The organism is Marinimicrobium sp. UBA4209, assembly GCF_002381585.1.
Lineage (GTDB): Bacteria > Pseudomonadota > Gammaproteobacteria > Pseudomonadales > Cellvibrionaceae > Marinimicrobium > Marinimicrobium koreense.
Genome location: NZ_DFTP01000008.1, coordinates 14,247 through 28,098, shown reverse-complemented (window position 1 = coordinate 28,098; position 13,852 = coordinate 14,247). Strand labels below are relative to the sequence as shown.

Annotated in this window: 15 protein-coding genes; 7 read left to right on the top strand and 8 right to left on the bottom strand. The window is 59.6% G+C overall.

Annotated elements, in window-relative coordinates; all coding sequences use genetic code 11:
- Positions 1-210, top strand: a 210-nt coding sequence (locus tag B3187_RS01805; RefSeq protein ID WP_286804356.1) for a GMC family oxidoreductase, incomplete at its 5' end; no start/stop codon positions are given.
- 9 nt (positions 211-219) lie between these two features.
- Complete coding sequence (locus B3187_RS01800) at positions 220-771, top strand: gluconate 2-dehydrogenase subunit 3 family protein (protein ID WP_024461798.1); 552 nt, start codon at positions 220-222, stop codon at positions 769-771.
- On the opposite strand, the gene B3187_RS01795 is transcribed toward B3187_RS01800, so the two are convergent.
- Positions 760-1,701 carry an alpha/beta hydrolase-fold protein gene (locus B3187_RS01795; RefSeq protein ID WP_024461799.1) on the bottom strand — a complete coding sequence of 314 codons (942 nt, stop codon included), beginning with the start codon at positions 1,699-1,701 and terminating at the stop codon, positions 760-762. The genes B3187_RS01800 and B3187_RS01795 overlap by 12 nt on opposite strands.
- Before the next feature lie 88 nt (positions 1,702-1,789).
- Here B3187_RS01795 and B3187_RS01790 point away from each other — a divergent pair, with 88 nt between their 5' ends.
- On the top strand, positions 1,790-3,166 hold the full coding sequence (locus tag B3187_RS01790; protein ID WP_286804355.1) for a GGDEF domain-containing protein: 1,377 nt from the start codon (positions 1,790-1,792) through the stop codon (positions 3,164-3,166).
- Here B3187_RS01790 and B3187_RS01785 read toward each other — a convergent pair.
- The 5 genes from B3187_RS01785 to def all read right to left on the bottom strand — a co-directional run bounded on the left by B3187_RS01785 (position 3,141) and on the right by def (position 8,914).
- Entirely contained in the window at positions 3,141-4,586 is a 1,446-nt protein-coding gene (locus tag B3187_RS01785; RefSeq protein ID WP_286804354.1) for a TrkH family potassium uptake protein, read from the bottom strand. The genes B3187_RS01790 and B3187_RS01785 overlap by 26 nt on opposite strands.
- A gap of 13 nt (positions 4,587-4,599) precedes the next feature.
- On the bottom strand, positions 4,600-5,988 hold the full coding sequence (trkA, locus tag B3187_RS01780; protein WP_123638786.1) for a Trk system potassium transporter TrkA: 1,389 nt from the start codon (positions 5,986-5,988) through the stop codon (positions 4,600-4,602).
- An 86-nt stretch (positions 5,989-6,074) separates the two neighbouring features.
- The gene (rsmB, locus tag B3187_RS01775) at positions 6,075-7,391 is read right to left on the bottom strand and encodes a 16S rRNA (cytosine(967)-C(5))-methyltransferase RsmB (protein ID WP_286804353.1); all 1,317 of its coding nucleotides are present in this window, start codon (positions 7,389-7,391) and stop codon (positions 6,075-6,077) included.
- On the bottom strand, positions 7,388-8,374 hold the full coding sequence (fmt, locus tag B3187_RS01770; RefSeq protein ID WP_286804352.1) for a methionyl-tRNA formyltransferase: 987 nt from the start codon (positions 8,372-8,374) through the stop codon (positions 7,388-7,390). Before fmt ends, rsmB begins: the two co-directional genes overlap by 4 nt.
- Before the next feature lie 30 nt (positions 8,375-8,404).
- The gene (gene def / locus B3187_RS01765) at positions 8,405-8,914 is read right to left on the bottom strand and encodes a peptide deformylase (protein WP_286804351.1); all 510 of its coding nucleotides are present in this window, start codon (positions 8,912-8,914) and stop codon (positions 8,405-8,407) included.
- A 284-nt stretch (positions 8,915-9,198) separates the two neighbouring features.
- Here def and B3187_RS01760 point away from each other — a divergent pair, with 284 nt between their 5' ends.
- Both B3187_RS01760 and dprA read left to right on the top strand, forming a co-directional pair.
- Positions 9,199-10,233 carry a LysM peptidoglycan-binding domain-containing protein gene (locus tag B3187_RS01760; RefSeq protein WP_123638790.1) on the top strand — a complete coding sequence of 345 codons (1,035 nt, stop codon included), beginning with the start codon at positions 9,199-9,201 and terminating at the stop codon, positions 10,231-10,233.
- A gap of 87 nt (positions 10,234-10,320) precedes the next feature.
- Entirely contained in the window at positions 10,321-11,451 is a 1,131-nt protein-coding gene (dprA, locus tag B3187_RS01755) for a DNA-processing protein DprA (RefSeq protein ID WP_286804350.1), read from the top strand.
- A gap of 119 nt (positions 11,452-11,570) precedes the next feature.
- Here dprA and B3187_RS17510 read toward each other — a convergent pair whose 3' ends face one another.
- Both B3187_RS17510 and B3187_RS01750 read right to left on the bottom strand, forming a co-directional pair.
- Complete coding sequence (locus B3187_RS17510) at positions 11,571-11,765, bottom strand: type II toxin-antitoxin system RelE/ParE family toxin (protein WP_414673664.1); 195 nt, start codon at positions 11,763-11,765, stop codon at positions 11,571-11,573.
- Positions 11,762-11,953 carry a hypothetical protein gene (locus B3187_RS01750; RefSeq protein ID WP_286804349.1) on the bottom strand — a complete coding sequence of 64 codons (192 nt, stop codon included), beginning with the start codon at positions 11,951-11,953 and terminating at the stop codon, positions 11,762-11,764. Before B3187_RS01750 ends, B3187_RS17510 begins: the two co-directional genes overlap by 4 nt.
- Before the next feature lie 413 nt (positions 11,954-12,366).
- Between B3187_RS01750 and B3187_RS01745 the strand changes: the two genes are divergently transcribed.
- The gene (locus B3187_RS01745) at positions 12,367-12,939 is read left to right on the top strand and encodes an L-threonylcarbamoyladenylate synthase (RefSeq protein WP_286804348.1); all 573 of its coding nucleotides are present in this window, start codon (positions 12,367-12,369) and stop codon (positions 12,937-12,939) included.
- A gap of 87 nt (positions 12,940-13,026) precedes the next feature.
- Positions 13,027-13,626, top strand: coding sequence for a porin family protein (locus B3187_RS01740; RefSeq protein WP_286804347.1), 600 nt, complete (start codon positions 13,027-13,029; stop codon positions 13,624-13,626).
- The last annotated feature ends 226 nt before the right edge of the window (positions 13,627-13,852 follow it).

Here is a 13,852-nt window from a genome sequence, read left to right as displayed (position 1 = left end):
CATGAAATGGGCACCGCCCGCATGGGGCGTGACCCCAAAACCTCCATGCTCAATGGTCACAACCAGCTGCATGCGGTGCCCAACGTGTTTGTGACCGACGGCGCCTGCATGACCTCGTCCGCCTGCCAGAATCCGTCCCTGACCTATATGGCATTGACGGCCCGGGCCGCGCATTACGCGGTGGATCAACTCAATAAACGCAATCTGTAAGGGGGCGAGATGAATCGCAGACAGGCATTACACACGATGATGGGTGCGCTGGGTCTGGTATCGGCCACGCAGGTGTTCGGTGCGTCCGCCTTTTTAAGCGGCGCATTGCCTACGGCCGTTCAACCCGTGCTGGCCGAACCGGAGGTGGCACTGCTCAGTGACGTTGGTGAGACCATTCTGCCCAGCACCGAGGATTCACCCGGTGCCAAAGCCGCCGGTATCGGCGCTTTTATGCAGGCGATGGTCAGCGGTTACTACACGCCGGCGGAACAACAGGTTTTTCTGCGAGGATTGGCCGATCTGCAGCAGCGCAGCCAGGCTCAGTTCAACACCGATGTTCGGTCACTGACACCGGGTCAACGAGAGCAATTGTTATTGGCGCTGGAGCAGGACAGCGACGCCGATTATTACCGGATGATCAAGCAACTGACCCTCTGGGGCTACTTTGCCTCGGAAGTGGGTGCCAAGCAGGCCTTGCGCTTTGCACCCATTCCCGGCCGTCATGAGGGAGATGTAAAAATTGATCCTGGCACCAAGGCCTGGGCCAACTTACTCCCCTGAGGGTTCGTCCGCCCGGGAATGCCCCAACAACCAGCGGTACAGGTCTTCGCTGCGGTACACCCGGGTCCAGGCGTCGTGGCCCATGTCCTCGTGGTTGGTAAAGCGCACCGCGGGGTGTCCGAGCTTTTCCAACTCGTTCAGCCCGGGGTAAAAATGCTCAATGGTGACGACCGGATCACGTCCGGCAGCGAACGCCCATAGGGGGAGCTGGTGTTCCGCGATGGGTGCCATCAGGTCCGGATGGCCCCAGCCCACCACCGGGCTGATGGCCGCAAAGCGCTCCGGGTGCTGGCTGGCCATATACCAGGTACCGAAGCCACCGTAGCTCAGGCCACTGAGATAGACCCGTTGTTGATCCACCCGGTAGTTGGCCTCGATCCGGTCGAGCATCATGATCAGGTCGTCTTCAATGCGATCCCAGCCGTTGGGCAGGGTGGGGGGAATGTCGTCCATGGAGGCGGGTGCAGGCACGCCATTCATGGGCTCGGGCGTCGGGAAATCCGCCGGGCGGGGTGGAACCCCATCGGCCAATCGTTGGGGTATTTGAGACGGGTCCCGGTTGCGCAGGTAATCCGCGTGCTCATCCATTCCGAACATGGGGAGCTGGGGCACGATCATGATGAACGGCAGGTCCCGCTTCTGGATCCAGGCTTCGTACAGCGGCCCATGGGCCAGTACATAGTCCAGCTCGTCCCGGCCATTGCCTCGCTCACCGTTGCCGTGCAGAAACAAAAGCACCGGCCAGTCCTTCCCGGTTTGAGTTTCATAGCCTCTGGGCAAATACACGAAAAACTGCCGCTCGCTGCCATCCAGAGCGCTGGTAAAACTCAGGCGTTCCAATTGCGGTTCGGAACCTTCGGATTGGCCGTGGGGTTGGAGGCTGCAGGCCGTCAGCAGCCAAACACAGAAAGACAGAGTTATGAGTCGCATGGTATGACCTCGTTTATGGTTATAACTACCGGCTAACCATAGCAGAATAATCTGATAAATGGCCCGGGAAGTCGCCCAAAGAAGTAGCTTGCTTGCTACAATTGGCGCAATATTCAACAAAAACGGCGCCGCCATGTCTCCCAGTCGCTCCTTGCATTTTTTGCTGGTGGCCATTGCCATTACCCTGCTGGCTGTGGCCGCACACCCGCTGATTCCCGAGCGGCAGCACTCATTGGTACCCCACGCCGACAGTACCATCATTCTCGCACCCTACGGTGACGCCATGCAGGGCGGGCCGAGCCATTCGGAGTGGGTCGGGCCGCAAGAGGACTACCACTGGCGCTGCCGGGTCGAGCCGGAGGGCGATTACGTGTTCTGCGGCATCAACCTCTTGTTGTCCGAAGACAATCTGCACGGGTTGGATCTGACCGACTTTGAGGCCTTCGAGCTACAGCTGGAAACCCCGGGTCATAACCAGGACGTGCAGTTCTTTATGCGCCATTACGATGAGCGTTACTCCAACCCGGACGATAACAACAGTGCCCAATTCAACAAGTTCGACATCAAGGCCGGAGAGTTGGGGGGAACCCTGAGAATCGGTTTTGATGAGCTGTCTCTGGCAGATTGGTGGAGCAGTGCTCGAGACCTGCCGCGAGAGCTAAGGCGTCCCGCGTTTCACAATGTGATCGCCATCGGTATCGGTTATGCGCAGGCGCTGGAGCCGGGACACTATGATGTGATCATCAAGGAGGCGAGTTTCGTCGGTGAGTGGATCTCGGCCGCCACCTGGTACCTGAGCATTCTGCTGATCTGGCTGGTAGGGCTGGGTGCCTGGGGCACCCATCGGTTGGTTCTCCTGTCCCGGATTACCCGGCGCCACCGTCGGCAACTGGATATCCTCTCCAATCGCAATGCGCAGTTGAAAGAGGAAACCGACCGCTACAAGCAACTGTCCACCCGCGACCCGCTTACCGGGGCCTACAATCGTTACGGTTTTGAACAGCGTCTGTCCCAGATGATTCACCAGAACGAATTCCAGCCCATCTCATTGATCCTGCTGGATGTGGACCATTTCAAAACCTTCAACGATACCTACGGTCATGATGCCGGGGACAAGGTTCTGCGCCAGTTGGTGAACCTGTTGGATCAGTACACCCGCAAGCAGGATGTGCTCTGTCGCTGGGGCGGTGAGGAATTTCTGCTCCTGTGCCCCAACACAGATGCCAAAAGTGCGGTGGTTCTGGCGGAAAAGATCCGGCAACTGGTTTCCGAGGCCCGGATTGAAATGGACGAGCAGGTACGTTTGACCGCCAGTTTCGGAGTCTGTCAGATCCGTGCCGGTGAGCCCTATATCGATGCCTTTGTCCGAACCGATCGGGCGCTGTATCAGGCCAAGGACCAGGGGCGTAACCGGGTGATGTTGTGCCCGGAGGCCACGTTCACCGGCGCCAGAACATCGGGCTGAACAGCACCAGCAGAGTAAAAACTTCCAGACGCCCCAGGAGCATGGCAAACGTCAGAATCCATTTGGCCGGGTCGCTGATCGCGCCGTAGTTACTGGCCACGTCCCCCATGCCGGGACCCAGGTTGGTGATGCAGGCGCCCACCGCCGAAAAAGCGGTTTCCAGATCCAGCCCGGTCATCAGCAGTGCTAGAAACATGACGATGTAAGTCACCACATACATCGCAAAAAATCCCCACACCGCTTCAATGACCCGATCGGGTACACTGATCTTTCCGACCTTGACCGGAATGACGGCGTTGGGGTGAATCAGTCGGTTGACCTCCCGTACGCCCTGTTTATACAGCAGCAGTACCCGAATCATTTTCATGCCGCCGCCGGTAGAGCTGGCGCAGCCACCGAGGAAGGCGAGCAGAAACAGCATGTAGGGCAGAAAGGATGGCCACAGGTTGAAGTCCGACGCGAATCCTGCGGTGGTCAGCGTCGACGCCAGGTTGTAAATTCCGAGCACCAGGCTGTCGTTGAATGCGAGGGTCTCTGACGCATACAGGTAGGACACCGTAACGATGCTGCCGAAAACGATCCAGCCGAAGTAAAAGCGGAACTCCGCGTCCTGCATGTAGTGCCATAAGCTCTTGTCGCGCCAGGCAATAAAGTGCAGCGCGAAGTTGGCACCGGCCAGCACCATGAACACCGAACAGATCAACAGGATGGCCGGGCTGTCGTAGTAGCGCAGGCTCTCATCGTGACTGGAAAAGCCACCGTTGGCCACGGTGGAAAAACTGTGTCCCAGGGCTTCGAACCAGCTCATACCCGCCAGCTTGTAGGCAACAAAGCAGGTGACCGTAAAGCCCAGATAAATCAGGAACAGCGCCTTGGCCGTTTCAGTGATGCGGGGGGTGAGCTTGTTGTCCTTGACCGGACCGGGCGCCTCGGCCCGGTACAGCTGCATACCCCCAATGCCCAACAGCGGCAGAATCGCCACCGCGATCACAATAATCCCGATGCCGCCCAACCACTGCAGTTGATGCCGATAAAACAGAATGGACGGGGGCAGGGCGTCCAGCCCACTGATGACTGTCGCCCCGGTGGTGGTCAGCCCTGAAAGGGATTCGAAAATCGCATCGGTAAACGACAGATCCAGTCCCATGGAAAAGTACAGGGGAATGGCACCGAAGGCGCCGAGAACAAACCAGAACAAGGCGGTAATCAGAAAGCCGTCGCGGGTGCGAAGCTCCTGCCGCCGGCCGCGCACCGGCAACCAGGTGGCGGCGCCGGCGCCAAAGGTGATGACGAAGCCGATCAGGAAGGTCAGATAATTCTGATCGTGGAACCAGAGCGAGACGCTGATGGGCACCAACAGCGTCAGGCTGAACAGCATCAGCAGTACGCCCAGAACCCGTGCGATGGTGGCAAATTGCATGGCCGTCCCGACGCTAGAAGAAAGTAAAACCGACCTGGAAGAGCTTTTCCAGGTCGCGAATATGCTGCTTGTGCAGCAGGAACACAATTACATGATCGCCCGGCTCCACCACCAGGTGGTCGTGGGCAATCAGTACTTCACTGGTTTCATCGTCTTTCTCCCGCACGATGGCCCCGATGTTGGCCCCTTCGGGCAGGTCGATGTCTTCCAGTGCCCGACCCACCACTTTGGACGACTGACTGTCGCCGTGAGCGATCAGCTCAATGGCTTCCGCCGCGCCACGGCGCAGGGAGTGCACGTTGACCATGTCGCCCCGGCGCACGTGAGTGAGCAGGCTCCCGATGGTGGTGGTCTGGGGCGAGATGGCGATATCAATTTCCCCGCCCTGGACCAGGTCCACGTAGGCGGGGTTATTGATCAACGCCATGACCTTACGGGCACCGAGGCGTTTGGCCAGCATGGAGGACATGATGTTGGCTTCATCGTCGTTGGTCAGGGCCAGAAACACATCGGTATCTTCAATGTTTTCATCGAGCAGCAGGTCCTGATCCGAGGCGTTGCCCTGGAGCACGATGCTGCGTTCAAGCTGCTCGGAAAGCTGGCGGCAGCGCCGCTCATTGTGCTCCACCACCCGAACGCTATAGCGGCCCTCGAGTTTTTTGGCCAGCCGCAAACCGATGTTGCCGCCGCCGGCGATCATCACGCGCTTATAGGCGGTTTCCAGCCGGCGCAGTTCACTCATCACCGAGCGAATGTCGTTTTTCCCGGCGATGAAAAAGACTTCATCGTCCGCCTCGATGACGGTGGAACCGTGGGGCACAATCGCGCGATTGCGCCGATAGATGGCCGCCACCCGGGTATCCACGTTGGGCATATGCTGACGCAGAAAGCGCAGCTCCTGACCGACCAGGGGCCCGCCGTGATACGCCTTGACTGCCACCAACTGGGCCTTGCCGTTGGCAAAGTCGAGTACCTGCAGGGCGCCGGGCTGTTCGATCAGCCGGAAGATGTAATCCGAGACCAGTTGTTCCGGACTGATCAGCACATCGATGGGGATGGCGGTGTCGGTAAAGAGTTTGTCGTAAGTCAGGTAGGCGTTGGAGCGCACCCGGGCAATTTTGGTGGGCGTGCGGAACAGACTGTGCGCCACCTGGCAGGCGACCATATTGATTTCATCATTACTGGTGACCGCCACCAGCAGGTCGGCATCTTCGATACCCGCCTGCACCAGCACGTCCGGGTGAGAGCCTTCACCGGTCACCACGCCGATATCGATCCGGTCGCGCAATTCGCGCAAGCGCACGTCGTTGGTGTCGATCACCGTGATGTCGTTGGCTTCGCTGGCCAGGTGTTCTGCCAGGCTGCCGCCGACCTGTCCGGCGCCGAGAATAATGATTTTCATAGGCTAGCTTGAGTCCCCTAGCGTCGCGCGTCGTGATTCGGCGCGATCACGCGTTCAGGCAGTGTGACCGAAAGCCGTATTCTGCCTTAAACGCTGTGGTTTTTCTCCCCGATCTTGCGCAGTCGGGCGTAATAGAAACCGTCGTGGCCATTGTCCTGTGGTAAAAGCTGGCGACCGCAGGGTTGTGTGAGCCCCCAGTCCACCTCGAGCGTATCGCACCGGGCGTCCGGATGTTGCTGTACAAACGCCTCCACGACCCGGGTGTTTTCCTCCGGCAGAATCGAACAGGTGGCATAGACCAGCACGCCGCCGGGCTTCAGGGTGGACCATAGCGCGTTAAGAAGGCGCCCCTGCAAAGCACTCAGTCGGTCGATGTCGGCGGCCGAGCGCAGCACTTTAATATCCGGCTGACGCCGGATGATGCCGGTGGCCGAGCAGGGGGCATCGAGCAGAATGCGGTCGAAGGCGGTGCCGTCCCACCAGTCGTCCGGTTGGCCGGCATCGCCACAGCGCAGGGTGGCCTGCTTGCGGAGGCGGTCGAGATTCTCCTGCACCCGGTTCAACCGGCGCGCGTCGCTGTCCAGGGCGACCACCTCGGCCAGGCCCGGTTCGGTTTCCAGTATGTGTCCGGTTTTCCCGCCGGGGGCGCTGCAGGCGTCCAGCACCCGCTGTCCGGGTGCCAGTTCCAGCAGTTCGGCACTGAGCTGGGCCGCTTCGTCCTGGACGCTGACGCCACCGTCCTCAAAACCGGGTAAGGCCGTTACCTGACAAGGCGTTTGGAGGGTGATCCCGACCGGGCTGAAGGGGGTGAGGCTGGCCTCGATGTCCTGTTCGCGCAACTGCGCCAGGTAATCTTCACGGGCGGCGTAGGCCGGGTTCACCCGAAGGGTCAGGGGAGGGTGACCGTTATCGGCCGCAACCACAGCCTCCGCCTGCTCGGGCCAGTGATGGCGCAGGCGTTTCAGCAGCCAGTTGGGATGGGCGGTGATAAAGCGGTCATCGTTCGCGAGCGCGCCATCCAGTGCTTCTCGCTCGCGCTGAAAACGCCGCAGGACGCCATTGACCAGGCCCTTGGCCCAGGGCTTTTTCAGTTCTCGGGTGCTTTCCACAGTGGCACCGATCGCCGCATGATCGGGAATTCGGGTGTATAGCTGCTGGTAGAGCCCGAGCAGCAGCAGAGCCTGAATGTCCCCCTCTTTGGGTTTGAGCGGTTTGTCCAGCAATTGACCCAGGTAGGCATTCAGGCGAGGATACCAGCGGCAGGTCCCGTACGTGAGTTCCTGTAACAGCGGGGCGTCGCGCTCCGGCACCCGGCTCTGGTAATCGGGCAGAAGGCTCGCCAGGGAGCCCTGCTGGCGCAACAGGTCGGCCAGTAACTTGGCGGCCGCCGTGCGCACCTTCATACGCCGGGCTCCGGTCGGGCAAGTACTTCGCCGGGGGTAAACAGATCGGCCCGGCCGCGCAGCAGTTCGGCCACCGGCAGGGCTTTTTTCCCGGGTAATTGCAGGCGGGTCAGCTGCAGTTGGCCTTCCCCGCAGGCCACGCCGATACCGGCTTCGCTCACCGACAGCACGGTTCCGGGAGCTTCCGGGCCGTCGTGGGCGAGTGCCCTGGCTTCCCAGACCCGAAAGCTGTCGGTCGACTCGGCGCGGCGGGTATGGCAGATCGGGAAGGGATTGAAGGCGCGCACCTGTCGGGCCAGCTCGGTGGCCGGGCGTGCCCAGTCCAGCGCCGCTTCGGCCTTGGTGATTTTGGGGGCGTAGGTGCTTTGGGCGTCATCCTGTGCCTCTGGTTGGGCACAGCCCTGGGCTAACTGTTCCAGAGCTGTCATCAGCGCGGGGCCGCCGAGCTCGGCCAGCCGGTCGTGCAGTGCCCCGGCGGTGTCATCGGGACCGATGGGGCAGTGGGCTTTGACCAGCATGTCGCCGGTGTCCAGGCCCACATCCATCTGCATGATGGTGACGCCGGATTCGGCATCGCCGGCCTCAATAGCGCGCTGAATGGGCGCCGCACCCCGCCAGCGGGGCAACAGCGAGGCGTGCACATTGATGCAACCCAGACGCGGCGTGTCGAGCACGGCTTTCGGCAGCAGCAGGCCGTAGGCCACTACCACCATGATGTCCGCGTTCAGGGCGGCCAGCTCGGCCTGGGCCGGCTCGGATTTCAGGGTTTCCGGCTGGAATACCGGTAAGTGGTGCTCCAGGGCCAGGGCTTTGACCGGACTGGCCTGTAACTTCTTACCTCGCCCGGCGGGCCGGTCGGGCTGTGTGTAAACACCCACTAACTGGTGTGGCCCCGCCAGCAGGGTGCGCAGGTGATGAGCGGCAAAATCGGGGGTGCCTGCGAAGACAATCCGCAGGCCGCCGGGGGAATCAGAGTCGGACATGAGGCTCGATGAGGTTGGGGCGGACCGCAATCAGGCCCGCAGACGGTGTTGTTTTTCCAGCTTCTTGCGAATGCGCTGACGCTTGACCGGGGAGATGTAGTCCACGAACAGCTTGCCGTTCAGGTGGTCCAGCTCGTGCTGAATGCACACCGCCAGCAGGCCATCAGGCTCCAGCTCAAACGGCTTGCCATCACGATCGAGCGCGTTGACACGCACTTTTTCCGGGCGCTCCACGGTCTCGTAAAAGCCGGGAATGGACAGGCAGCCCTCGTCATAGGGGCGCAGGGTCTCTTCATCCAACACCGTGACTTCCGGGTTGATGAACACCATCGGCTGGCTCTGATCTTCGCTCACATCGATGACCACGACTCGCTCGTGTACGTTCACCTGAGACGCCGCCAGACCCACGCCGGGTGCGGCATACATGGTCTCGAACATGTCGTCCACCAACTGGCGGATGCGGTCGTCCACCTGGGCGACCGGCTTGGCCACGGTGCGCAGACGAGGATCGGGAAATTCCAGAATCTCGAGTTTCGCCATAATCTTTGTGACAAACCTCTAGTAAAAGAAGAAAAAGCGTTGCTAACATGATGATCGCACAGCGTTTACTTGCTATGCTTCGGGTAGCGCGCGGGTTTGCGCCGCCAATAATGACGACAGCCGCTACGCGTGTTGTCAGCTCTGTGTCAGGATTATAACCGGTATGGGCCTTTTTACCCTAATTCAATAGGTACCAATACGCCTCGAGGGTCCCCAGGGGATCATTGAAGCGGGCTGAAGGGTTCCAATGCACTCCCGGGCCTAACAATACAGGATCGGTTTCTATGAAAAAGTTGATGCTGGGGCTCCTGCTGGTCCCGCTGTTCGCCATGTTGAGTTGGGCGGACGAGGCCGCGTTCCGGAGTGACCATCCGGACGAATACATTGTCCAGAAGGGCGATACGCTCTGGGATATTTCCAACCGATTCCTCCAGACCCCCTGGTTATGGCCGGAAATCTGGCACGTAAACCAGCAAATTCAGAATCCTCACCTGATCTACCCGGGCGATGTCATCTCTCTGGTATACATCGACGGCGAGCCCCGACTGACCGTGGATCGCCCGGTGAAGCTGGCTCCGGGCGAGACCAAGCTCAGCCCGAGTGTCCGGGTGCTGCCCCGCGACGAGGCCATCAGCACCATCCCGCTCGACCGGATCAACAGCTTCCTCTCGCGCAGCCGGATTGTCTCGGAAGAGGAGCTTGAGGCGGCGCCCTACATGGTGGCGGGCCCCGAGAAGCGGATTATTGTGGGCGAGGGTGATTACGCCTACGGGCGTGGCGACTTCGAAACGGACATGACCAATTATGGGGTGTACCGCAAAGAGGAGCACTTCCGCGACCCGATCACTGGCGAATATCTGGGCACTCACGCGCAGAACATCGGTACGGTTCGCGTGGGGAATACCGACGAGGACATTACCCGTGTCCAGGTGCTGACCTCTCGGGAAGAAATCCGTATGGGAGATCGGTTGTTGCCCAGTGAAGAGCGCACAATCGAATCCAATTTCTATCCCAGTGCTCCGGATGATGAGATCAATGCCCTAATTCTTGCCGTTGAAGGCGGCCTTAGCCAGGTTGGCAAACTGGACGTGGTCATGGTGAACAAGGGCGATCGCGAAGGGCTGCTGGTGGGTAACGTGCTGGCGGTGTACAAGCGCGGCGAAGTCACCCGCGACCCCGTGACCGGGGAGCGGATTACCCTGCCGGACGAGCGTGCCGGCCTGGTGATGATTTTCCGCACCTTTGAAAAAATGAGCCTGGCTCTGGTACTGGAAGCCGAGCGTCCGCTGGCCGTAAACGACAAACTGCTCAACCCCTGATTTAACCCCTGGCTCAATCAGATCTGGGATTGTTAGACCGCGCGGCCCACCTCCCGGGCCGCGCCTCATGGACGACACGAGGACCTCATGGAAGAACATCATTTTTCCCATCTTTTATTGCAACGACTACCCGGCGCTGGCGCCGCCAAGCGCGCTCGCCTGCTGGAGCACTTCGGCTCCGCCGGAGCGGTCATTGAAGCCTCCCCCGACGTGCTCAAAGGCTGGCTGGACCCGGAAGCTTGCGCGGCGCTGGGCGATTACCAGCGAAACCCCAGTGGTTGTGCTCTGGCACGAAGTGCGCGAAAGGATCTGGATTGGCTCGCCGAGCATCCCGAAGTCCAGGTGCTCAGCCTGGAGGATGAAGATTACCCACCGCTGCTTCGGGAAATTCGCCGGGCACCCCCGCTGCTGTTTGTCCGCGGTTCCGTGACCGCCCTGAGCATGCCGCAGATCGCCATGGTGGGGAGCCGGAATCCATCCACAGGTGGGCGCGATAATGCCCGCCAGTTCGCCGCCTTTCTGGCGGGGCGGGGCTTTGCCATCACCAGCGGCCTGGCCATGGGGGTTGATGGCTTCGCCCATGCCGGCGCCCTGGATGTGGAGGGCGTTACCATCGGTGTGGTCGGCACGGGAATTGATCGCGTCTACCCGGCCCGGCACCGTCAATTGGCGGAAGAGATTGTCGCCAACGGCGGTGCCGTCGTATCGGAATTCCCCCTGCGGGCCAGTCCCCAGCCTTCGAACTTTCCCCAGCGCAACCGGATCATCAGCGGCCTGAGTGGTGGCACTCTGGTGGTGGAGGCCGCCCTCAAAAGCGGCTCCCTGATCACCGCCCGCTACGCCCTGCAACAGAACCGGGAAGTCTTCGCTATCCCCGGCTCCATCCATAACCCCCTGGCCCGGGGCTGTCACCGCCTGATCCGCGAGGGCGCAACCCTGGTGGAAACCGCACGGGATATTGTCGAGCAGCTTGGCGGTTACCTGGGGTATCAGAGCGACCTTTTCAGCACCTCGTCGGAAGCATCTCTGGAGCTGACAGACAAAGAACAACGGGTGCTCGAAGCGCTGGGTCACGATCCTAGAGATCTTGATTCACTGGCGGACGACAGTGACTTGGAGGTGGGGGAGCTCTCGGCACTGCTGATTGGTTTGCAACTGAAGGGCGCGATCACCGAAACCGCAGCGGGCTTTGAGCGTACGGCCTTGGCGAACTCCTAAAGATTTTTCGCATTAGAGGATGAGATCGCTGTCCGATCCGTTATTAGGATATCCGCGACCTTTCGGCATCCATTTACACGACTTCCCAGGGCTTGTTCTCTGTCTTAGTCAAATCCCGACTACCATGTATAACCGCGAGGATATACAGAGAGTCGGTTGCCACCAGGTAGATAATGCGGTTGCTCATGTAGCAGGAAAGTGTTCTCGATAATCCGATCAATGAATTGCTCGGCATAGATGGGCACATCACGGGCTATATACGCATAAATGTCGCCTAAATCCAGTTCGGCAGACTCTGTCCATTCGATCTTCATGTGTGCTTTTGGTGCCGTGCCTTGATGCGGGCTTTGACTTGATCGTGCGGGACGGTGCGGCCTTCCTCAACGGCTTTTAAACCAGCCTCGATCTTTTGCTTCACATACAGCTCATACATGATGTCGTTCCAGGAGGCTTGTTCTGGCAACTGGTTAATAATGTGCTGTGCCGACTCTTTAGCGTTCATACATACCTCAATGAGTTAACCTTGTATCGTTGCCAATGTGTGCCGCCTTGCCGGTGTCAATTATAGCGGGTTGGTTGTGCTGCACCTGATCTCATGGCGCTGTACTTGCGTGAGGAACCCCTTATAACCGGTAACCGCTTTGTGCCCTCAATGGTATAACGGCCAATATACCATGCTCAGGGAGCAGGGAAAGTGCTTCGTGCAAGCGGTCAGTAAACCCCCGAAGCCCCATGAGATGGACGCCAACCGGGGGTTCAATACCCTCCAACCCGTCACCCGCGGCCCGACCGGCCGGGTACATTTTTACCCAGCGGATGGAACTGAGCAGCGCCTATTTGACGAATCTGTGCGATTAGGCCCCTTTTCAGTAAACTACGCCCTTTTATTGCCCCTGTTGAGAGGATTCGCCCCCGATGAGCACCACTTTTCCCTGGAGCACCAACCCCCGCATTCAGCGTGCTGCCAAGCGCATGCGCGCTGGCGGCGTGGTCGCCTATCCCACCGAGGCGGTCTGGGGCTTGGGTTGCGATCCCAACAATGCCGAGGCGGTGGCGCGGCTATTGGCCCTGAAGAGCCGCCCCTGGGAAAAGGGTCTGATTCTGGTCGCGGCCCGCATTGAGCAGTTTGTGCCTCTGGTGGAGCGACTGGACAAAGGGCTTCAGCAACAGTTGCGGGAGAGCTGGCCGGGGCCCGTGACCTGGTTGGTGCCCACCGCCGGCCTGGTGCCCGAGTGGATCAGCGGACGCTTTGAGTCGGTGGCGCTGAGAGTAACTGATCACCCCGTGGCCGCTGGCCTGAGCCTCGCTTTCGGCGGCCCGATCGTGTCCACCTCCGCGAACCCGGCAGGCAAACCCTCCGCCCGCACCGCTCTGGAGGTGCGCCGCTATTTCAAAGACCGGCTGGACGATGTGACTCCCGGGCGTGTCGGTAACCGAACTCAACCCTCCCAGATTCGCGACTTGATCACCGGGGAAGTTCTCCGTTAATCGAGCTTTGCTGATTTCTGCCATGCTAGACTGCGCCCTCAGCGCACACTAGATGGCGCTGGTGAATCAATGACCAGGATTGGTTTTATGGAGATCAATATGAAAAAAGTGATTTTGGCTTCGGCCTTGGTATGTGCAGCGGGCGCGGTGCAGGCGGATCAGCGTCCTCAGTGGAATCAGGTGTCAGTCGCCTATCAATCAGCGGACGTTGAGGGTGAAACTTTGACCGGCTTTGGTTTGGGTGGCTCTGCGCTGCTGTCGGAGAATATTTTTGTGGCTGGGGCGTTTTCCCAGCTCTCGGACGATGTTGAATTGTTCGGCGATACTTTGGAAATGGACCTTAATACGGTTTCCCTTGGGTTGGGTTTTCGTCATGGACTGTCAGTGAATACGGATCTGTTTGCTATCGTGAGCTATGAGGATATAGAGGTTGACGCTGCTTACATGGGAGAGTCCGGCAGTGCCAGTGACAACGGTTACGGATTGACAGGTGGTTTCCGCTCAATGCTGTCTGAGTCGTTTGAGATTAGCGGCTCACTCGGTTATGTCAATATTGACGATGAATCAGAAACCTCTGTTGCAGTCGGCGCTGACTACTTTTTTACCGACACGGTGTCGATCGGATTAGGCCACGTGATGGCAGACGATGTGGACACCACCAGCATCAGTCTTTCCGTCTATTTTTGATCGACTCACTCCGGGGCCGGGCGTCGGCCCCGGAGTGGTATTTCTCTCTGTCTTAACGGCCATTCGTATTATCTGTTAACTCCAGCACCGCGCAGAACGTTTTCCGTTCTTTCACCCAGCTTGGCGCCTGCATACGTATTCAATCGATTGCAAAAGGTGTATTGTGGTATTTTCGGCCACTTTCCCCGAATTCGGCCCGCTCCCTCCGGGCGTCGCCGATCGATCG